Genomic DNA, 20,108 nt, shown 5'->3' on the forward strand with positions numbered 1-20,108 from the left:
TTTCTCCTGAATTACAATACCTTATACTGCTCTACCTTTATATCCTCAAATGTCCCCATATCTCCGTAGACTTTCAATCCCATCTCCAACAGGGGGATCACAGCAACTGCACCGCTTCCTTCTCCAAGACACATATCACAGGTGACAAGCGGTGACAGTCCGAGCTCATCTAATACATAATGAGCTGCCGGCTCTTTGGATACATGCGATGGGATCAGATAATCCGCCACAGCTGGAATCAAATGGACTGCACAAAGAGCTGCCACCCCGGATATAAATCCATCCAGCACGACCGGTATATGATAACGTGCTCCACCAATACAAAGTCCGCAGAGTCCTGCGATATCATATCCACCAACCGATGCCATCACCGTAAGCACATCCGCTTGCCGGAGATTATATCGTCCGATTGCATCCTCGATTACATGAATCTTACGCTTAAGACCCTCATCATCCAGACCGGCTCCCTTCCCGGTCATCACTGCCGGATCACGGTTAAGAAGTACTGATGCCACTGCACTGCTGGTCGTTGTATTGCCAATCCCCATCTCGCCTGTCAGCAGAATATCATATCCCTCCTGCTTCTTCTCTCCGGCGATACGAATGCCGGTCTCGATTGCCTGCCAGAGCTGTTCTCGTGTCATAGCAGGCTCTTTTGCAAAGTTCTTCGTTCCATATGCAGTCTTTTCATTTTTTCTGGTTACATTCTTTACATCCGTTATCATACCGATATCTACCGGATAAATGTCCACGCCAGCCACCTCTGCCATCAGACAGGTACTGGTCTCATGACGGCTGAAATTCTCTGCCACAATTGCCGTAACCTCCTGCCCGGTCTGTGTCACGCCTTCTGCCACCACACCATTATCGGCACACATGACAACCAATGCTTTCTTCTTAATTTCATAGCATGCAATCCGTTTTATCCCGGCAATCCGGGTAATCTGCTGTTCCAGCTTACCCAGGCTGAACAGCGGTTTCCCAACCTTCATCCATCGTTCTTTCGACAGTCTGACCACATCCTGATCAGCCGGCTGTATCTCTTCTTGTAATTCTTCTAATGTCATAGTTAGCTTCCTTTATCGTCTGGTTCCTTTTTTGGAATATTCTGTGCAGGCTTTCACATATCGTTCCACCAGTTCCGGGTGCGAGCGGTAATAGAGGTGTGGATAGCCTGCCATCAGATTCCCTTTCATGTGTATACACTGCCATCTTCTCTTCCCATCCGGCTTCACTGCCAGACAGCTATCTCCATTATCTGTACTGTCCCAGTGATGAAATTCATGCGCCCGTATCTGTTCGCCTTTCTTTAAAAATGCGCCATCCTGCTCTGCCTCAATAGTCGCATATCCGAAACGCACAAGTCTCCCCTGATTACTGCTCTCTGACGGAATAGCTCCTGCCATACGATAACTGTATCCTTCCGCATCCGTCAGTCCATCCTGCAAATACTGAAACCCACCACATTCTGCAAGACATGGCATGCCGTCTGTGATCTTCTGCCGTATTTCCCTGCGCAAGCCTTCATTTTCCTCCAGTCTGGCACCATATAGTTCAGGATAACCGCCCCCGAGAATCAATCCGCAACAGCCTTCCGGCAATGTCTCATCCTCCAAAGGACTGAATGGCACCAGTTCACATCCGGCCTGTTCCAGTAATTTCATATTCTCTTTATAGTAAAAGCAAAATGCTTCGTCTCTGGCAACAGCCACGTGCACCTTCTGCTTCCCATTCACTTCTTTTTTTATCGGATTCTCTTCTTCCAGGCACTCTGCCTGTTCTGCAATTTTAAGAATCTCTGACAGATCGACTGTCTCTGCAATTGTCATTCCCACTTCCTGAAGCTGACTTTTTAATCCGGTCAGCTCCTGCGGTGTCACAAGTCCCAGATGTCTGCTCTCCAGTCGAAAGCATTCTTTCTCTGGAAGATACCCAAGTATCTTCACCTCCGGATGTCCCATATCCGCAAGTCCATGATCCAGCATCTCTTTCATCCGCGGATAAAGCATTGGCGAAATACGGTTCAGGATAATGCCTCTGATATGGCTGTCCTTCTGATATTCCAGAAATCCTTTCAACAGTGCCAATACAGAAGATGCCATCCCACGGCATGGAACAACCAATATGACCGGAAGCTCCAGTACCCCGGCAATATCCCATGCACTGCCATTCATACTTCCAAATGAAATACCGTCATAATACCCCATAACGCCTTCCGTCACAACCAGATCCGCACATCTTCCATGAGCCTGATAGATTTCCCGCAGCTCTTCTTTGCTACTGAAAAACAGATCCAGATTTTCAGATTCTATCCCAAGTACTGTCCGGTGAAACATCGGATCAATATAATCCGGTCCGCATTTGCATGCCCGGATATTTTTCCCCATCTGCCTGAATGCTGCCATCAGTCCACAGGCAGCAATTGTCTTGCCGCTGCCACTGGATGGAGCTGCCAGCAGGATTCCCGGTAGCTTTGTCATCGTTTTCTCTCCGTAATAATATATACCGGATTCTGTCCGGTCATCATATGATATCTTCCCAATACTCTGGATGCAGCCACGTTCATCTGTATGATTTCCGGATCTCTCAGCAGACCAGATCTGACTGCACACATTACTTCTTCTATCGTCTCTAAGGAAATGGCATTAATCACCAGTGCCACTTCCGGATTCTTCTCCTTCAACATACGGATAATGTCATGGAGATGTCCTGTGCTTCCTCCGATAAATGCATGTGTAGGTACCGGAAGTCCTTCCATTGCCTCCGGCGCACTTCCATGGATTACCTGAACCTGTGCCACCCGAAACTTCCGTCTGTTTGCCCGGATCAGATCACACGCATCTTCCCGCTGTTCAATCGCATACACCTGCACCTGCTCCCCGTGAAGTGCCGCTTCAATTGACACCGAACCTGTGCCCGCGCCGATGTCATAAAAAACTGCCTCTCTGGTAAGCCCAAGCTTGGCCATACTGACTGCCCGGACTTCTGCCTTTGTCATCGGTACCACATGTCCTTCCTGACTGCGGATAAATGCATCATCCGGCAAGTGAGCCGATACGGATTCCACAGGATGCGGATTCTCAATTAACATGGTAGAAAGCTCTCCCAGATCCTCCGGTGTCAATTCTCCGGCAGATATCGTTCGTATCATTTCATCCTCATATGACAGACGGACACCTATATGACAGATCAGATCTTCCATAGCGTATTCCCTGATCTGTTCGCAAAACTCCGTTCCGCTTTTCCTGTCCAACAAGAGAAATGTCTTCGCATGATGCTCGATAGCATAGATCGTATTCTGATTCCTGCCATGGATACTGCGAAGAGCCGCATCTTCCCAGGATATGCCAAGCTTCGCCGCCAAATAGACAACGGATGCAATCCCCGGTACGATATCTACTAAAATTCCTGCCTCCTTACATGCCTTCGTCAATGCCTTCGCACCGCTGTAGAATCCCACATCACCGGACAAGACAACCGCCCATCTGCTGTATTCCGGGTGTCCTTTTATAATCTTTATAATTTCCACAGATCGATACTCTGCAAACTTCGGTTTCTCTTTCGGACATACTTCCAGAAGGCGCACTGCTCCGATACAGGCATCCGCCTTCTCTATCTGTGTTCTTGCGTCCAGAGTCAGCATATTTTCATTTCCCATCCCGGCGCCGATAAGTACTGCACTACATCTGCTTTCACATATTTTATCACACATTGCGATATCCTCTTGGTGTTACCATTTTCCCATTTAATTCTATTGTTTCCTGGTTTCCAATATATACAGTCGTGAACATGTCAACTTTTTTATTTCTAAGTTCCGCTAAACTCATAATCTCAGCGGACTCTCCGTCACGTCCGATATTGCGTACGATTCCACACACAGTCTCCGGTGCTTTCTGCTGCATCATCAGATCACATGCTTTCTGCAGATAATCCGCACGCTTTCTGCTGGACGGATTATAGAGACAGATTACAAGATCCGCCTTCGCTGCCATAAGCAGACGCTTCTCAATCTTCTCCCAAGGAGTCAGCAGATCACTCAGACTGATCACAGCAAAGTCATGCATCAATGGCGCACCAAGTACTGCACCACCGGACAATGCCGCTGTCACACCAGGAACCACCTCTATCTCGACATTCGGGTATTCCTGACCAATCTGATACATCAGACCAGCCATGCCATATACCCCGGCATCCCCACTGCATACCATTGCCACTTCTTTTCCTTTTGCAGCCTCTTCAAATGCAAGCTGACATCTCTGTGTCTCCTGACGCATCGGCGTTGTCAGATATTCTTTGCCCGGATATTCTTTTTTTAACAAGTCTGCATAGACCGTATAGCCCGCAATCACCTGACACCGCTCGATCACCTCTGCAGCCTCATAGGTCATGCTGTTCCGATTCCCCGGTCCCATACCGATCACATAGATCCGCTTATGTCCTGATACCTCTTTTTTCGCATGTGCACTCCGATATCCTGTAGAAAACTCCGGATGATACAGATCACTTCTCCGATATTCACAATCCAATACATTCCCCACCACGATCAATGCCGTTCTGGTAATCTGATTCTTATCCGCAGTCTGCTTCAGCGTCCCGACCGTACAGCGGAACACTTTCTCTTCCGGCCAGGTCGCTTTATATACGATCGCTGCCGGGGTATCTTCCGTATATCCTCCGGCAAGTAATTCTTCAGTAAGCTTTCCAATCAATCCGGTACTTAAAAACAACACCATGGTTGCTCCATGCTCTGCAAAGCTTCTCACAGATTCCTTCTCCGGAACCGGTGTACGTCCCGCCATTCTGGTGATAACCACCGACTGGGATACATCCGGCAGGGTATATTCTGCCTGTAATGCTGCTGCCGCTCCACTAAAAGAACTGACTCCCGGACACACCTGATACGTAATCCGTTTTTCATCCAACAGATCCATCTGTTCTCTGATTGCGCCGTACAGTGATGGATCTCCGGTATGCAGACGTACGACCTTTTTACCGTCTTCCTCAGCCTGTACCATCGCATCAATCACCTGCTCCAATGTCATAAATGCACTGTTACGAATCTCGCAGGTATCTTTGCAGCACTTTAACAATTCAGGATTCACCAGCGATCCTGCATAGATCACCAGGTCTGCTTCCATTAATAATCTCTGCCCCCGGACAGTAATCAGATCTTCTGCTCCCGGTCCTGCCCCAACAAACCAAATCATCGTTTTTCTCCTTCTTTTGCAATAATCAATGAATAATATCCCACCTGTTCCGGAATCTCATCCAGTGAATAATATATCTGTTCCTCTTTCATTCCACAGTTTGTGACCATCTGTATCTGACCGTCATACTTCTTCAGTTCTTCTTTTACCTGACCAATCTTACTTCCCGACTTCATCAGAATCTTTGTACCTGAAAGTTCTAGTCCATCACTGATATCATAAGAACCCGGAAAAATATGAATTGAATCGCTCATTTCTCCAAGTCCTGTCTTAAGCACTGCCGCCGCTGCGCAAAATGACGGTACTCCCGGTATCACACGCGTCTCATAGCCAGATTCTTCCACCAGTTTCTGTATATACAGGAACGTTGAATAAATACTTACATCTCCCAATGTAAGAAATGCAACATTCTCTCCTTTGTCTAATTTCCTGCACACCTGCTCTGCACCTTCTGCATGCACCTGCTGTAATGCTTTCTTATCTTTTGTCATCGGCATAGAAAGAAATATAATTCTTTTCTTGTTAATCTCTGGATATATTTTCCACACAATCTGATATGCTGTAATCTGTGTTTTATCTGCTGTACCAGACACTGGAAGTGCAATTGCATCACACTCCTTTATCACCTTTAAAGCTTTTATCGTCAGCAGTTCCGGATCCCCCGGTCCGACTCCTACGCCGTATAATATACCTTTATCCATTATACTTTCTTCTTTCTGCTCTGAATCTTCTGCGCAAGTCTGTCTGCATCAGAAGTCTTGCCAAGAATTCCCATTTCTTTGGAAAACATGACTGCACCAATCTCCAGTCCGTCTCCTGCCCGGTGCTTCAGATGTTCCTCTATCTTAATCATCACTGTAGACATGACTTCTTTTAGTATACCTTCTTTTTCCAACAATTCCAATGCCGCCGTGGTGGTAATACATTCCATCAACTGACGGATCAGTTCTCTGGAGCCTCCTGCCATTGCAGCATGCGCTGCAAGAATCTCCATACGCCCATCTGCCTGTCTAGAATGTGTATTCATGATCCCGGCAGCCAACTTGATGAATTTGCCAATATGGCCTACCAGCAGGATTCCTTTCATCTGAAGCCGTACCGCATCATCAATCACTTCTCCTACATAATTACTGCATTTTACTGCAGCATCTTCCTGATACCCCAACGTATCATGCAGAAAATCTGATCCATAATTGCCCGGCACTACATAACAATAATCCATGCCATTCTCTCTGCGCACCTTCATTTCTACAAAAATCGTATCTGTCAGAGCTTTCTCGCTCATAGGTTCCACGATTCCGGTTGTCCCCAGAATTGAAATACCGCCCTCAACACCAAGCTTCGGATTAAATGTCTTCTTCGCAATCTCCGCGCCGTCCGGCACCCATATCATCACCCGGACTCCACGGTCAATCCCGGCTTTCTGAAGTTCTTCTTCTACTGCCTCACGGATCATCCTGCGTGGCACCAGATTAATCGCCGGATCTCCGATACTCTGTTCAAGTCCTTTCTGTGTCACACGACCGATACCTTCACCGGCTTCTAATATCACATGTCTGATTGTCTCATCTTCTACCCAGTCTTCTCTGTTATCCTGTTCTAAATCGTCTGAAACAAATGATACTCCAGCATACACCAATATACCGTTCGTCACATCCGGATCATCTCCGCTGTCTTTACGGATAGCGCAACTGACATAATTATTTTCTTTCACAATATCTTCCACTTCCAGATATAGGCGGATACCAGCAGGCGTCACTAACGATACTTCTCCAACCACTTCTCCAGACACCAGCATATGAGTAGCTGCCTTTGCTGCTGCTGCAGCACAACTCCCCGTTGTGTATCCGGTTCGAAGTTTTGTCTGATTCTTCCAGACTATTGATGTATTAGCCATCTCTATCCCTCCTGCTCATCCGCAAGCTGTCCTGCAATCTTCTGACACACCTCTTCCACACCGAAGCCTTCTTCTTCCGGCCTTCCCACAACGACAAGTACAGTCCCTGTCTCCATAGCCGCTTCATATTTTTCTTCAAATCCTCCGGTCTTGCCAGATTCTTTTGTTACAAAATAATCTGCTTCTGTCTGTCTGAGCATTGCGACATTCAATTCTTTGGAAAACGGTCCCTGCATAGCAATCAGATGCTTTCCGTCAAATCCAAGATCCATACTCTTCTTCACCGATTCCCAGACTGATAATACTCTCGCATAACAACGCTCTTGATAATCATCCAGTTCCGCATATAATCCCAGTTCTTTGCTCCCAGTAGAAATAAATATATTTCCTTTGGTGTTATTAAGATACTCTATCGCTTGTTTTACAGAGTCCACCCAGACCACGGTGCAGCCTGTATCACCGATTGGCTCCATCTCCTCTGCCAAATGTTCCTCTTCCCTCAGGCAACGAAGATACCGTACCTCTGCCCGCTCACACGCTCGCTTAATGTTACCGGTTACAAGAACAGCAAATGGGTGCGTCGCATCTATCACCAGATCAATCTCTTTCTCACTCAGAAATGCTGTGATGTCATCCTCATCCATCCGTCCGGTAAGCAGATGAAGATGCTGATACTCCTCCAAAAGTCTGCCACCATATTCAGTTGCCACGCTGACATAGCTGTCCGCTACGGTATCATTCAGGTACTCCGCAATTCTTCTTCCTTCCGTTGTACCCGCAAATACTAAAATCTTCATGTACACTCCACCCTGTTATATCATCTGTATGTCTATGTATATTCTGTCACGATTTTATCATTTTCATAGGAAATACGCAACTCTCACAAAAAACATATTGACATATGTATTTCAAAAGTATATCATTTATGTAATTTGTATTTTCATTAACTATTTCCTAAGGCTTATATCTTTACATTTATTTTTCCTTTTGATATGATGTAATTACAAATAGTTATAGATTCGTATTGTATACATTATAAGAAAGGTGGTATGGAAAGTGAGTGATAATTTGACTAATCAGGAACTTTGTATTCTTCTGGAATCCATTCGCGCCCTGTTACAGACTGGCAACAGTGAACGCGCAGAAGAAATCATAACTAACGCGATCCAGCACATAGACAAAACTCAGACTGTAAACGTCCTGTAATTTTCATTTGATTTTTCAACAAGTTCAACAATCACTGTACTTATCAACTGAGATATAAGCCTTATGAACAAGTTAATACCGCATTCCAAGAGAAACTGTCATCCTATCTAAGCGCAGTTTCTCCTGGATAATCTTTCCATCTTTTTCATCCTTCAGATAGTACTTTACTGCCCGTTCGCATACATTATCCACTCCGGTAACCTGCTGCACAAATTCTGAGCTGCTGCTTGCCTCTCCGGTACTCTTAAGCTGCTCTGAAGTGTACGTGATAAACGGAACCTTCCACTTCTCAGAAAGTTCATTCAATCCTGTTTCTTCTGCTTTCAGGTCAATGCTTACGATGGCTTCCAGCTGCCTCTGATCAAGTCCATGCCGTGCAGTCGTCTCAGATATGCCCTGTTCCAGGATCTGCATGGCAGTTCCTTTTCTGCATCCCACACCTGCTACAACATTACCGATCTGTAATACCAGAATTCTCTTTGAACTATCCTTAGTATCTGTGGATATACATACTCCATACTCATATTCATTCAGCATGTCTTTACTATCACACCATTTTAATTCAGTATACTGCTCCGTTTCTTTTATGGCTTTCTGTTTTAGAAGAGGATAACCATCTTCAACATAAATTCCTACAGATTCGCCTTCCAAAACGGCAACAGAAATCAGCTTCGCTTTCTCCCTGTCTGCAATCTTCAGATAGTGGTCTCTCGCGAAGGCATCTACGGCAAACTTCCGCTGTACATCAGTAGCTGTCGTGATCACCGGAATGGCTCCCGTAATGTCTGCAATCTGCTCTGCCAGAGGAATGGCTCCGCCCATATGTCCGGACAATAATGGAATAATATGCTGTGCTTTCTCATCCATCACAAGTACCGCAGAATCTGTATATTTATCCTTCACACTCGGTGCAATCATTCGAACCGCAATACCGGCTGCTCCGATGAACAAGAAATCATCCACACCCCAATACTCCTGAATCCATTCCGGTATATTCTCCGGCAGATAAGTCAATTCTTCCTTTCTATCCAATATGCGTTTTGGCGCATAACCCGCACAAGAGTCATTATTTAGTTTCTTACGCAACTTTTCATTTAATTCAGTTCCTGTTTTTGTAAAACTTAAGATCCGAAGCATCAGCAATCATCTCCATAGATAAATATTTTCCAACACAGTATAACATAAAATCGAGCAGGCTGACACCTGCTCGATCCTAAACAAACTTCAATATTTCATGCTTACTTGAAACATTTTTTAATTGTCGAAAATGCTCCTAAAGCTGTAAACAGATACAACATCGCAAGATCTTTATAATATGCTGATGCGACATCTCCAACTCTGATGATTTCTGGTGTTGCCTGAAATGCAGTGAAAAAATCCACGTCATATACATCTGCAACCGCAATTGCATAAGTAATCCAATTGCTGACATATATCATGACAATCATAATGATAAGAGTAATAATAATTCCCTTTTTACTCACTGTTTTTCCAAGCATCTGATAGCCGCGCAAGGCACATACTCCCATAACCACACCGCACAGTGCCGAAACGTAACCAAGCTGTCCTGTGATCACAATACAAATAACTCCGATCAATGTTCCTGCCAGGGCACCCACTGCACCCAGAAAGACATTTTCCTTTACTGGAGCCTGGACAGTTGCATTACCCCCTCCATAGCTATACTCCATGCTGCTTTGATAGTCTTTATTCTCTTCCATATTGCTTCTCCTTTAGATTTGGAAATCAATAAAATTTACTCTCATTATTATCTTATCATACTGCACTATATCTGACAATCTTCGATTCATTTTTACATCTGTCATTTCCTGTAGATTTCCCATTCATTATGTGCAATAATATATAAGATTGTGTGTTGAAAATTGCATTTTTGCAGACACCATCAAACTTATATTTTAATTAGGAAAGAGAGGATTACAGTTACATTTATAAACTGTATATAATTTATGAAAAAAGTAATTGAAAAATGGAATCAGATCAGTCTCATTAAACGAATCATCTGCGGACTGATCCTCGGACTGATCCTTGGACTTACTATTCCGCAAGTAACAGTAATATCCATGCTGGGTGATATCTTCGTTGGTGCATTGAAAGCCATTGCTCCGGTTCTGGTTTTCTTCCTGGTCATGAGTGCCTTAAGTGGACAGCACATCGGACAACGAACTAATATGAGTACCATCATTATCCTATACCTACTTGGTACTTTTCTTGCCGGTGCCGTTGCCGTCATTGCTAGTTTTCTGTTCCCGGTATCTCTGACTCTGACTGAGAATACACAGGATTTAACTGCACCTGGCGGTGTCGGAGAAGTACTGACCAACCTGTTAATGAATATTGTATCTAATCCGATCAACGCTCTTGCAGAAGCTAATTACGTGGGTGTCCTGACCTGGGCAGTGATCTTTGGAATTGCTCTGAAAAGAGCTTCTGATTCTACCAAGCAGATGCTATCTGATATTGCAGATGCCATCTCAACTGCTGTACGCTGGATCATTTCCTGTGCACCGTTTGGTATCATGGGTCTGATGTTCACAACCGTATCACAGCAGGGACTTAATGTACTGGCATCCTACGGTCGCCTGTTAATAATTTTGCTCGGAACTATGTTCTTCGTTGCATTGATTGTAAATCCACTGATCGCATATATCTGTATGCGCCGTAATCCATACCCACTGGTATTCCGATGTCTCCGTGACAGCGGTCTGACAGCATTCTTCACGCGAAGCTCTGCTGCCAATATTCCGGTCAATATGGAACTGTGCGAAAGCCTCGGATTAGATGAAGATACATACTCCATCTCCATTCCTCTGGGCGCTACCATCAATATGGGCGGTGCTGCAATTACCATTTCAACACTGACTCTGGCTGCTACCCATACACTGAATATCCATGTGGATCTGCCGACAGCAATCATTCTATGTGTCTTATCCGCTGCCAGTGCCTGCGGCGCATCCGGTGTAGCGGGAGGTTCACTGCTTCTGATCCCACTTGCCTGCAGCCTGTTCGGTATTCCAAATGACCTGTCCATGCAGGTAGTCGGTGTAGGATTTATTATCGGTGTCCTGCAGGATTCCTGCGAAACTGCACTGAATTCTTCCACAGATGCCCTGTTCACTGCTATTGCAGAATTCCGCGACAGGCGTCTTCACCCGGAAAGATACACTTCTAAATCATAAACATATAGTAAAGCCCTCATGCTATGCCACTTTCGCAAAACATGAGGGCTATTTATCATCTGTAACTTCTGAAAAATTCTGCCAGACTGTTCAATGTCTTCACCAACACAGGTACTTCTTCCTGATCCAGTGCCTCTACCACTGCGTCTGTCATCTTTTTATGAAATTCTTCGTGATGATGGTATGCTTTTATCCCCTTTTCCGTCAGACGGATATACACCACTCTCCGATCTTCCTCACTCCGAATACGCTCTGCATACTTCTTTTTCACAAGGCTATTCATAGAAGTTGTCAGCGAACCAACGGTAATATTGAGCTTTTTTGCAATCATAGACATATTATTACCTTCACCCAACCCAATTGCTTCGATAATGTGCATATCATTATTGGTGATATCTTTGTACTCTTCTGTAATAATCGCCTTCTCTTCCAGCTCCCATATTTCATTAAACAGATGAACCAGAATATCGTTAATTGCCTTGTATGTATCCAAATCCGTACTCCTCTTCCTTTTTTTCTATGACTATTTTAGCACGAAATATGTAAATATGCCAGTGCAAAAATCCTACATTCTGCGAAAACGTTCATACCGCTCTTCCACTAATTTAATGCCTGTTTTCTTCTGTTTTTCTTCCAGAAATCTATATATTTTTTGTTCCATCACATTCGTCACCTCGGAAAATGTATTTATATTTAACATCTCCGGTTCCTCTATGATCTGTTCAACCACACCCAGATTCATTAAATCTGCCGCTGTAAGTTTCATCACTCCCGCCGCTTCTTCAGCACGTTTACTATCCTTCCAGAGAATCGACGCAAATCCTTCCGGAGACAGGATGGAATATATAGAATTCTCTAACATCCACACTTCATCTGCTACAGCTAATGCCAGTGCGCCACCGCTTCCTCCTTCACCAATAACAATTGACAGGATTGGTACTTTGAGCGCAGACATCTCATACAAATTGCGTGCAATAGCTTCCCCCTGTCCTCTCTCTTCCGCTTCCAGACCACAAAATGCTCCCGGTGTATCCACAAAACAGATTACTGGCCGTTGAAACTTTTCTGCCTGTTTCATCAGGCGAAGTGCCTTGCGATATCCTTCCGGTGATGGCATTCCAAAATTATGTTCAATGTTTTCTTTCGTTGTACGACCCTTTTCCTGTGCGATCACAGTTACCGGAATTCCGTGGAATCTGGCAACACCTCCAATGATGGCTCTGTCATCTCCATAGCAACGGTCACCCCGTTGTTCTGTAAAATCCGTAAAAAGTGCATGAATATAATCACTTCCGGAAGGGCGGTCTTTTGCCCTGGAAATCTGCACACGTTCCCAGGCTGTTTTCTCTCTGTCCACATTCTTCTGGTGTACTGTTTCTAAGTTACTATCTATGACTACTTTTTCACATTTCCTATTAACATGTAATCTTAATACATTATATAGATATTTTTTTATATCTTTTCTTTCTACAACCGCATCTACAAATCCATGCGTCTGCAGAAATTCTGACCTTTGAAATCCCTCCGGTAATTTCTGATGGATTGTCTGTTCAATCACCCTCGGACCTGCAAATCCAACCAATGCTCCCGGCTCTGCAAGCGTAATATCACCTTCCATAGCAAAGCTTGCTGTCACACCTCCTGTAGTTGGATTGGTCAGAACTGCAACATATAATAGTCCTGCATCGCTGTGCTTTTTAATTGCTGCTGACGTCTTTGCCATCTGCATAAGCGAAAGAATCCCCTCTTGCATTCTGGCACCACCGGAACATGTAAAGAGAATCACCGGAAGCTGTTCTTCTTCTGCCCGTTCAAACGCACGGGTAATTTTTTCACCTACAGCCTGTCCCATACTGGCCATCATAAAACGTCCATCACAGACACCGAGTACTGTTTCTATTCCACCAATCTGTGCTTTACCTGTAATTACCGCCTCTTTCAAACCAGTTTTTTCCTGCAGCATCTTCTGCTTTTCTGTATATCCGGCATAATGCAGAGGATTATTTCCCACAAGATCTTCATCCCATTCTTCGAAACTCCCCTCATCAGCAATCATCTCGACACGCTGATACGCCGGTATCCGGAAATAATTACCGCACTTTGGACAGATACAGTCATTATTCTGTACTTCATCTGTAAAAATAGCCTCCTTACAGACGTTACACTTACGAAGCAGTCCATCCGGGACTTCCGGTTGCCTGTCATACCCACGCAGCGCCGTATCATTTCTTCTGGTCTTCTTAAACATATTTTTCAGTTTCATGATTCTTCCTCACTGAGCCTGTCTATAAATTCAATATCGGTATCGCCTGACGCAAACCCGGGATGTCCAATCAGTTCATACTGATAATCTACATTGGTATCAATCCCCTCAATGATAATCTCACCTAGTGCACTCTGCATTTTCGCCACGGCCTCCTGACGATTCCGAGCATGTACAATAATCTTAGCGATCATGGAATCATAATACGGAGGCACTTCGTATCCGCTGTAGATGGCAGAATCAATGCGGACTCCTTTTCCGCCCGGCAGATAAATATCATGTATCTTTCCCGGAGAAGGCCGAAAGTTCTTCTTTGGGTTCTCTGCATTGATCCGACATTCAATTGCATGTCCGCTCAGATGGATTTCTTCCTGTGTATAAGCAAGCGGCTCACCTGACGCAATCCGAATCTGTTCTTTCACAAGGTCAATACCGGTTACCCATTCTGTTACCGGATGTTCTACCTGAATTCTCGTATTCATTTCCATAAAATAAAATTTTCCATCCGGCTCCAGCAGAAATTCAATGGTTCCTGCATTTTCATACCCGGAAACTCTGGCTGCTGTCACCGCAGCCTTTCCCATCTGCTCACGAAGGGCTTCTGAGAGAGCCGGCGATGGGGATTCCTCCACCAGCTTTTGATGGTTTCTCTGAAGCGAACAGTCCCGTTCTCCAAGATGTATGACATGACCGTATTTATCCGCCAGTATCTGGAATTCGATATGTCTTGGCCGCTGTACAAAATGTTCCAGGTACATCGTTCCATCTCCAAATGCAGCTACTGCTTCTTTCTGCGCTGTACAAAATGCATGTCGAAGCTCTGTTTCATCTGCCGCCACACGCATACCTTTTCCACCGCCGCCAAGAGCTGCCTTCACGATCACCGGATATCCTACCTCTGCAGCAACAGGAACCGCTTCTTCCGGTTCATATAGTGCTTCTTTACTTCCTGGAATAACCGGAACACCTGCCTGGATCATCGTATTTCTTGCCTGTGATTTATTGCCCAGCCTCTCGATTGTATCTGCGTCAGGACCGATAAATGTGATCTGACACTGCTCACATAACCTGGCAAACTGACTGTTCTCTGACAGAAATCCAAAACCGGGATGCACTGCATCTGCCCCGGAAATGATTGTTGCGCTGATAATCCGCTCCATATTCAGATAACTCTCTGCGGATGATGCCGGACCGATACAGACTGCCTCATCCGCAAGCTGTGTATGTAACGCTTCCCGATCTGCTTCTGAATACACTGCTACGGTTTCAATTCCCATCTCTCTGCATGCGCGAATAATCCGTACCGCAATTTCGCCACGATTGGCAATCAATACCTTCTTAATCATTATTCTGGCCAACCACAAAAGTAAGTTCTGCACTGACAACAACTTTGCCGTCTACACTTGCCACCGCTTCACCGACTCCCAATGGTCCTTTCTGTCTGATAATCCTGGTCTCCAGACGCACTTTATCCCCCGGTACGACTTTTCCTTTAAAGCGACATTTCTGAATCCCGCCAAAATAGGCAATTTTTCCTTTATTTTCCTCTTTTGAAAGAATAGCTACTGCTCCGGTCTGCGCTAATGCCTCCACGGTCAGCACGCCCGGCATTACCGGTTCCTGTGGAAAATGTCCCTGAAAGAATTCTTCTCTGAAGGATACACATTTATATCCAACCGCATATTCTCCCGGCTCATAATCTTCAATATAATCCACCAACAGAAATGGATGTCTGTGTGGAATAATTTCTTCAATTTCCTTGATTCCCAGATGTCTCATCTCAGTCCTCCTGTATCTATATAATCCGAAATAATGGCTGACCATACTCTACGCTCTGTCCATTTTCAACATAGATCTCTGCAATCTCACCTTCGTACTCACTTTCGATGTCATTCATCAATTTCATAGCTTCTACAATAGCAAGTACCTGTCCCTGTTTTATCTTATCCCCGGTCTTCACAAACGGATCTGCATCTTCTGCCGGTGCTGCATAAAAGGTTCCTACCAGTGGTGATTTCACAATCTGTCCGGTTGACTCTTTCTCTTCTTTCTGTATTTCAGCCGACGGTTTCAACGCCTGTGACATTTCCTCATTTTCTGCCACCTGAGTCATAATGACCGGCTCTTTTCCTTTTTCCAAAGACAACTTCGAACCGTTTTCTTCATATTCAAATTTGTCCAGGCTGGATCCGGATACTGCATCGATCAGCTGTAGTATCTGTTTCAGTTCCATTACTGTCACCTCTATCCCTTGTATTTTCTTACCAGTACAGTTGCATTATGTCCTCCAAATCCAAGAGAATTGGACATTGCAACATTGACTTCCTGCTCCAACGGTGAACCCAGTACATAATTCAGATCACATTCCTCATCTGTCTCTTTTGTTCCTACCGTCTGATGGATAAATCCTTCCTGAATTGATTTCACACAGACAATAAACTCTACACCGCCGGCTGCACCCAACAGATGACCGATCATTGATTTCGTTGAGTTCACAGCCACATGCGCAGCCGCACTTCCAAACGCCTCATGAATCGCCTTTGTCTCAAACAGATCATTGTGATGGGTACTGGTGCCATGTGCATTGATATAATCCACCTGTTCCGGTGTCACACCTGCTTCTTCCATTGCCAGAAGCATAGCCTTTGCTGCGCCGCTTCCATCCGGAATCGGAGAAGTGATATGATAGGCATCCCCAGTCGCTCCATATCCGCCAAGCTCTGCATAGATTCTTGCGCCACGCTTTTTCGCGTGCTCCAATTCTTCCAAAACTACCACTCCAGCACCTTCTCCAAGTACAAATCCATCCCTGTCTTTATCAAACGGAATCGATGCTCGCATAGGATCTGTACTGGTACTGAGCGCCGTCAATGCTGAGAATCCAGCCACTCCGGTCGGACAGATTGCGCTTTCCGTACCGCCTGCAAATATCACATCCGCATCTCCATACTGAATTGCCCGAAAAGCGTCTCCGATACAATGTGTACCTGATGCGCAGGCTGTTACTACATTCGTACATTTTCCTCTGGCACCAAGCTGAATGGATACATTTCCTGCTGCCATATTGGATATCATCAATGGAATCATCATTGGAGAGACTCTTCCCGGACCTTTTTCCACAATTTTCTCATGGGCCAGTTCCACTGTTGCAAGACTGCCCACTCCTGATCCGATCATCACACCTACACGGAACACATCTTCCTGTTCCATATCAATTGCTGCATCTTCTTTTGCTTCTAATGCAGCTGCCACTGCATACTGCGAAAACAATTCCATTCTTCTAGCTGCTTTTACATCCATACGCTCCCTGGCATTAAAATCTTTTACTTCTGCTGCAAGCTGTGCTTTATATCCTTCCGCATCAAATCTGGTAATTGGACCGATTCCTGTCTTACCAGTACGAACTCCTGTCCAGAATTCATCCACTGTATTTCCGATCGGGGTGACTGCCCCCAGTCCTGTTACAACTACCCGTCTTTTCATACTCTTCTCCTTCTCTACATGACCATGCCGCCATCAACATGAATCACCTGGCCTGTGATATAAGCCGCATCCTCCGATGCCAGAAATGCTGCTGCCTTTGCCACATCTTCCGGTCTTCCAAAATGTCCCAATGGAATCTGCCCTCTGGCTCCTTCTTTTACTGCATCTGATAATACCTCTGTCATCTCTGTGTTGATGAATCCCGGTGCGATCGCATTCACTGTGATTCCACGGCTTGCCAGCTCTTTTGCAGCGGTTTTGGTAAGCCCGATCACACCGGCTTTAGATGCTGCATAATTTGCCTGCCCTGCATTACCTGCAACTCCGGATACAGAAGACAAATTAATGATTCTTCCGCTTCTCTGCTTTAACATCTGTCTGGAAACAAATCGCATACAGTGAAAACATCCCTTCAGATTCGTATTGATCACCGCATCAAAATCTTCCTCCGACATCTTCATAAGAAGTCCATCTCTGGTGATTCCGGCATTATTAACCAATACATCTATCCGTCCTTCTTCTTTGATAATATTGCTGATAAATGTCTCGCATGCTATGTAATCTGATACATCACACTGTACGGCTTTTGCCTGTCCGCCTGCTGCGCAGATTTCTTCTGCCGCCTGCTCTGCACGAACCTTAGAGCCGCAGTAATTTAAAATTACCTTGTATCCTTTTCCTGCAAGTTCCAATGCAATTGCTCTGCCGATTCCTCTGGATGCACCTGTTACTATTGCTGTTTTCTCTGCCATAATTCCTCCATGATTTGCTTTGAATCTTCCCAGGTATTCACCTGATATACCGTCACATTCCGATCGATTTTACGTAAAAATCCGGTTAAGGTTCTGCCTGGTCCGATTTCCACAAACGTATCCACGTCCTGTGCGATCATTTTCCGGATGCTCTGCTCCCAGCGCACCGGTGAATATACCTGTCTGGTAAGAAGCTCCCGGATCTCGCTGCTGTCCGTCACATACTCTGCCGTCACATTCGTTACATATGGGATCTTCAACTCACCAAGCTGTACCGCCGACAGCTCTTTGCCAAGCTTTTCCCCTGCGCTCCGAAGCATCGGTGAATGAAACGGTCCACTGACATTCAGTGAAACTACCCGCTTTGCACCTGCCTCTTTCAATGTCTTGGATGCCTGTTCGATGCCTGCTGTTCCTCCTGTAATTACAATCTGCCCCGGGCAATTATAATTAGCTACCGTTACATTCGCAATTGGTTCAATCACGGCATCAATCTGATCTGCATCCATTCCAAGCACTGCCGCCATCGCGCCTTCTCCTGTCGGAACTGTATGCTGCATCAGTTGTCCGCGTACTCGGACCAGGCGGATTGCATCTAACAGATCCATTGCACCTGCCTCCGCAATGGCACAGTATTCTCCCAGACTCAATCCTGCTGTCACATCCGCTTCTGCTCCCTGTTCATTCAATACCGCAGTCATCGCAAGACAGGTTGTCACCATAGCTGCCTGCGTATATTCCGTCTGATCCAGCAAGTCATTTTCCTCAAAACATAATGCTCTCATATCCAGTTCGAGACATTCCGATGCCCGGTCATAGATATCTCTGGCAAGCGGACTGTTTTCATAGAAATCCTTTCCCATGCCGGCTTTCTGCGCTCCCTGTCCCGGATAGATAAATGCAATCTTACTCATAGAACCCTGAGCCTCCGATCAACTTATCTGTCTCGCAAGTCAGCTTTGTGATCAATTCTTTACAAGTCATTATCTCATGAGCCATTGACGCACACTGACCTGCCATAACACTTCCATTAGTTACATCTCCATCCACTACTGCCTTGCGCAGTGCGCCGAGTGTCAGCTGTTCCAGTTCTTCAAACGGAGCTCCGGCCTGTTCCTTCTTCAGGTACTCTTTTACCATTGCATTGCGAAGGACACGGACCGGATGTCCGGTGGTTCTTCCTGTCACACGAGAATCAATATCTCTTGCCTTAATCAATGCCTGTTTATAATTCTCATGAACATTACATTCTTTTGTTACCACAAACTGTGTACCTATCTGCACTCCTCTTGCTCCCAGCATAAAAGCTGCTGCAATTCCTCTGCCATCCGCGATTCCGCCGGCTGCAATTACCGGTACAGATACTGCATCAACAATTTGCGGAACCAGTACCATTGTAGTCAGTTCTCCAATATGTCCCCCTGCTTCCGTTCCTTCTGCTACAAGAGCATCCGCACCACAGCGTTCCATTCTCTTTGCCAACGCCACGCTTGCCACTACCGGAATTACCTTCATACCGGCTTCTTTCCACATGCTCATATATTTTTCCGGACTTCCGGCACCTGTCGTTACAACTGCCACGCCTTCTTCTACCAGTACCCTCGCGATCTGATCAGCTTCCGGATTCATCAGCATCAGATTGACACCAAATGGCTGATCTGTCAGTTTCTTTGCTTCTCGCACCTGCTCTCTGACCCATTCTGCCGGTGCGCCTCCGCTTCCGATCAATCCAAGACCTCCGGCATTAGACACGGCAGCCGCCAGATGATAATCTGCCACCCAGGCCATGCCTCCCTGGATAATCGGATAACGGATTCCCAAAAGTTCTGTAATCTCTGTCTTCATATCACCCAGCTCCTATTTCTCAAGATAAGCAACTACATCACCAATCGTTGCAATCTTCTCCAGATCCTCTGTTGGGATTTCCTTACCGAATTCCTCTTCCAGTGCCATTACCATTTCAAATAAGTCCAGTGAATCTGCATCAAGATCAGCCTTGAATGAAGTCGCCTCAGTCAACTTCTCTGCTTCTGTTCCCAATGTGTCTGCTACGATTTCTTTTACTCTTTCTAACATAATTCTTATTCTCCTTCATATTTGTTC

20 protein-coding genes are annotated in these 20,108 nt (G+C 45.4%); 1 reads left to right on the forward strand and 19 read right to left on the reverse strand.

The window, feature by feature from the left end; genetic code table 11:
- Positions 1 to 11: 11 nt before the first annotated feature.
- The 9 genes from cobT to OCV65_RS06805 all read right to left on the reverse strand — a co-directional run bounded on the left by cobT (position 12) and on the right by OCV65_RS06805 (position 10,031).
- A complete protein-coding gene (cobT, locus tag OCV65_RS06765; protein WP_262581424.1) occupies positions 12 to 1,067 on the reverse strand; it encodes a nicotinate-nucleotide--dimethylbenzimidazole phosphoribosyltransferase in 1,056 nt (351 codons plus the stop codon).
- 12 nt (positions 1,068 to 1,079) lie between these two features.
- Positions 1,080 to 2,480: a cobyrinate a,c-diamide synthase gene (locus OCV65_RS06770; protein ID WP_262581425.1), complete on the reverse strand. Its 1,401-nt coding sequence runs from the start codon at positions 2,478 to 2,480 to the stop codon at positions 1,080 to 1,082.
- Positions 2,477 to 3,712, reverse strand: coding sequence for a precorrin-6Y C5,15-methyltransferase (decarboxylating) subunit CbiT (gene cbiT, locus OCV65_RS06775; RefSeq protein ID WP_262581426.1), 1,236 nt, complete (start codon positions 3,710 to 3,712; stop codon positions 2,477 to 2,479). The genes OCV65_RS06770 and cbiT overlap by 4 nt, the downstream gene beginning before the upstream one ends.
- Positions 3,705 to 5,207 (reverse strand): precorrin-4 C(11)-methyltransferase, encoded by a 1,503-nt coding sequence (gene cobM / locus OCV65_RS06780; protein ID WP_262581427.1) that lies wholly within the window; start codon positions 5,205 to 5,207, stop codon positions 3,705 to 3,707. The genes cbiT and cobM overlap by 8 nt, the downstream gene beginning before the upstream one ends.
- A complete protein-coding gene (cobI, locus tag OCV65_RS06785) occupies positions 5,204 to 5,908 on the reverse strand; it encodes a precorrin-2 C(20)-methyltransferase (RefSeq protein WP_262581428.1) in 705 nt (234 codons plus the stop codon). Before cobI ends, cobM begins: the two co-directional genes overlap by 4 nt.
- On the reverse strand, positions 5,908 to 7,104 hold the full coding sequence (cbiD, locus tag OCV65_RS06790; RefSeq protein ID WP_262581429.1) for a cobalt-precorrin-5B (C(1))-methyltransferase CbiD: 1,197 nt from the start codon (positions 7,102 to 7,104) through the stop codon (positions 5,908 to 5,910). Before cbiD ends, cobI begins: the two co-directional genes overlap by 1 nt.
- Before the next feature lie 2 nt (positions 7,105 to 7,106).
- Positions 7,107 to 7,901 (reverse strand): precorrin-6A reductase, encoded by a 795-nt coding sequence (gene cobK, locus OCV65_RS06795; protein ID WP_262581430.1) that lies wholly within the window; start codon positions 7,899 to 7,901, stop codon positions 7,107 to 7,109.
- Positions 7,902 to 8,382: 481 nt separating this feature from the next.
- Positions 8,383 to 9,447, reverse strand: coding sequence for a cobalt-precorrin 5A hydrolase (locus tag OCV65_RS06800; RefSeq protein ID WP_262581431.1), 1,065 nt, complete (start codon positions 9,445 to 9,447; stop codon positions 8,383 to 8,385).
- Positions 9,448 to 9,548: 101 nt separating this feature from the next.
- Positions 9,549 to 10,031, reverse strand: coding sequence for a hypothetical protein (locus OCV65_RS06805; RefSeq protein ID WP_118382735.1), 483 nt, complete (start codon positions 10,029 to 10,031; stop codon positions 9,549 to 9,551).
- A gap of 246 nt (positions 10,032 to 10,277) precedes the next feature.
- Here OCV65_RS06805 and sstT point away from each other — a divergent pair, with 246 nt between their 5' ends.
- The gene (sstT, locus tag OCV65_RS06810) at positions 10,278 to 11,507 is read left to right on the forward strand and encodes a serine/threonine transporter SstT (protein ID WP_262581432.1); all 1,230 of its coding nucleotides are present in this window, start codon (positions 10,278 to 10,280) and stop codon (positions 11,505 to 11,507) included.
- A gap of 55 nt (positions 11,508 to 11,562) precedes the next feature.
- On the opposite strand, the gene OCV65_RS06815 is transcribed toward sstT, so the two are convergent.
- The 10 genes from OCV65_RS06815 to acpP all read right to left on the reverse strand — a co-directional run bounded on the left by OCV65_RS06815 (position 11,563) and on the right by acpP (position 20,081).
- Entirely contained in the window at positions 11,563 to 12,000 is a 438-nt protein-coding gene (locus tag OCV65_RS06815; protein ID WP_262581433.1) for a MarR family winged helix-turn-helix transcriptional regulator, read from the reverse strand.
- Positions 12,001 to 12,072: 72 nt separating this feature from the next.
- Positions 12,073 to 13,770: an acetyl-CoA carboxylase carboxyltransferase subunit alpha gene (locus tag OCV65_RS06820; RefSeq protein ID WP_262581434.1), complete on the reverse strand. Its 1,698-nt coding sequence runs from the start codon at positions 13,768 to 13,770 to the stop codon at positions 12,073 to 12,075.
- Entirely contained in the window at positions 13,767 to 15,116 is a 1,350-nt protein-coding gene (locus tag OCV65_RS06825; RefSeq protein ID WP_262581435.1) for an acetyl-CoA carboxylase biotin carboxylase subunit, read from the reverse strand. Before OCV65_RS06825 ends, OCV65_RS06820 begins: the two co-directional genes overlap by 4 nt.
- Complete coding sequence (gene fabZ / locus OCV65_RS06830; protein WP_118452789.1) at positions 15,109 to 15,549, reverse strand: 3-hydroxyacyl-ACP dehydratase FabZ; 441 nt, start codon at positions 15,547 to 15,549, stop codon at positions 15,109 to 15,111. Before fabZ ends, OCV65_RS06825 begins: the two co-directional genes overlap by 8 nt.
- A 16-nt stretch (positions 15,550 to 15,565) precedes the next feature.
- A complete protein-coding gene (gene accB, locus OCV65_RS06835) occupies positions 15,566 to 16,003 on the reverse strand; it encodes an acetyl-CoA carboxylase biotin carboxyl carrier protein (RefSeq protein WP_262581436.1) in 438 nt (145 codons plus the stop codon).
- A gap of 11 nt (positions 16,004 to 16,014) precedes the next feature.
- Entirely contained in the window at positions 16,015 to 17,253 is a 1,239-nt protein-coding gene (gene fabF / locus OCV65_RS06840) for a beta-ketoacyl-ACP synthase II (protein ID WP_262581437.1), read from the reverse strand.
- A gap of 14 nt (positions 17,254 to 17,267) precedes the next feature.
- Positions 17,268 to 18,008 carry a 3-oxoacyl-[acyl-carrier-protein] reductase gene (gene fabG, locus OCV65_RS06845; RefSeq protein WP_465245498.1) on the reverse strand — a complete coding sequence of 247 codons (741 nt, stop codon included), beginning with the start codon at positions 18,006 to 18,008 and terminating at the stop codon, positions 17,268 to 17,270.
- A complete protein-coding gene (fabD, locus tag OCV65_RS06850; protein ID WP_262581439.1) occupies positions 17,984 to 18,919 on the reverse strand; it encodes an ACP S-malonyltransferase in 936 nt (311 codons plus the stop codon). The genes fabG and fabD overlap by 25 nt, the downstream gene beginning before the upstream one ends.
- On the reverse strand, positions 18,912 to 19,850 hold the full coding sequence (fabK, locus tag OCV65_RS06855) for an enoyl-[acyl-carrier-protein] reductase FabK (RefSeq protein ID WP_262581440.1): 939 nt from the start codon (positions 19,848 to 19,850) through the stop codon (positions 18,912 to 18,914). The genes fabD and fabK overlap by 8 nt, the downstream gene beginning before the upstream one ends.
- 12 nt (positions 19,851 to 19,862) lie before the next feature.
- Positions 19,863 to 20,081: an acyl carrier protein gene (gene acpP / locus OCV65_RS06860; RefSeq protein ID WP_118382744.1), complete on the reverse strand. Its 219-nt coding sequence runs from the start codon at positions 20,079 to 20,081 to the stop codon at positions 19,863 to 19,865.
- Positions 20,082 to 20,108 lie beyond the last annotated feature (27 nt).

This window comes from Dorea ammoniilytica (assembly GCF_025567415.1).
GTDB lineage: Bacteria > Bacillota > Clostridia > Lachnospirales > Lachnospiraceae > Claveliimonas > Claveliimonas ammoniilytica.

Bases quoted from the DNA above. Each gene is read 5' to 3' on its own strand.
- cbiT (WP_262581426.1), bottom strand. From the start codon at position 3,712: ATGTGTGATAAAATATGTGAAAGCAGATGTAGTGCAGTACTTATCGGC.
- cbiD (WP_262581429.1), bottom strand. From the start codon at position 7,104: ATGGCTAATACATCAATAGTCTGGAAGAATCAGACAAAACTTCGAACC.
- OCV65_RS06825 (WP_262581435.1), bottom strand. From the start codon at position 15,116: ATGATTAAGAAGGTATTGATTGCCAATCGTGGCGAAATTGCGGTACGG.
- OCV65_RS06805 (WP_118382735.1), bottom strand. From the start codon at position 10,031: ATGGAAGAGAATAAAGACTATCAAAGCAGCATGGAGTATAGCTATGGA.
- cobI (WP_262581428.1), bottom strand. From the start codon at position 5,908: ATGGATAAAGGTATATTATACGGCGTAGGAGTCGGACCGGGGGATCCG.
- fabF (WP_262581437.1), bottom strand. From the start codon at position 17,253: ATGAAAAGACGGGTAGTTGTAACAGGACTGGGGGCAGTCACCCCGATC.
- fabD (WP_262581439.1), bottom strand. From the start codon at position 18,919: ATGAGTAAGATTGCATTTATCTATCCGGGACAGGGAGCGCAGAAAGCC.
- OCV65_RS06770 (WP_262581425.1), bottom strand. From the start codon at position 2,480: ATGACAAAGCTACCGGGAATCCTGCTGGCAGCTCCATCCAGTGGCAGC.
- OCV65_RS06800 (WP_262581431.1), bottom strand. From the start codon at position 9,447: ATGCTTCGGATCTTAAGTTTTACAAAAACAGGAACTGAATTAAATGAA.
- OCV65_RS06820 (WP_262581434.1), bottom strand. From the start codon at position 13,770: ATGAAACTGAAAAATATGTTTAAGAAGACCAGAAGAAATGATACGGCG.
- cobT (WP_262581424.1), bottom strand. From the start codon at position 1,067: ATGACATTAGAAGAATTACAAGAAGAGATACAGCCGGCTGATCAGGAT.
- acpP (WP_118382744.1), bottom strand. From the start codon at position 20,081: ATGTTAGAAAGAGTAAAAGAAATCGTAGCAGACACATTGGGAACAGAA.
- cobM (WP_262581427.1), bottom strand. From the start codon at position 5,207: ATGATTTGGTTTGTTGGGGCAGGACCGGGAGCAGAAGATCTGATTACT.
- accB (WP_262581436.1), bottom strand. From the start codon at position 16,003: ATGGAACTGAAACAGATACTACAGCTGATCGATGCAGTATCCGGATCC.
- fabZ (WP_118452789.1), bottom strand. From the start codon at position 15,549: ATGAGACATCTGGGAATCAAGGAAATTGAAGAAATTATTCCACACAGA.
- sstT (WP_262581432.1), top strand. From the start codon at position 10,278: ATGAAAAAAGTAATTGAAAAATGGAATCAGATCAGTCTCATTAAACGA.
- fabK (WP_262581440.1), bottom strand. From the start codon at position 19,850: ATGAAGACAGAGATTACAGAACTTTTGGGAATCCGTTATCCGATTATC.
- cobK (WP_262581430.1), bottom strand. From the start codon at position 7,901: ATGAAGATTTTAGTATTTGCGGGTACAACGGAAGGAAGAAGAATTGCG.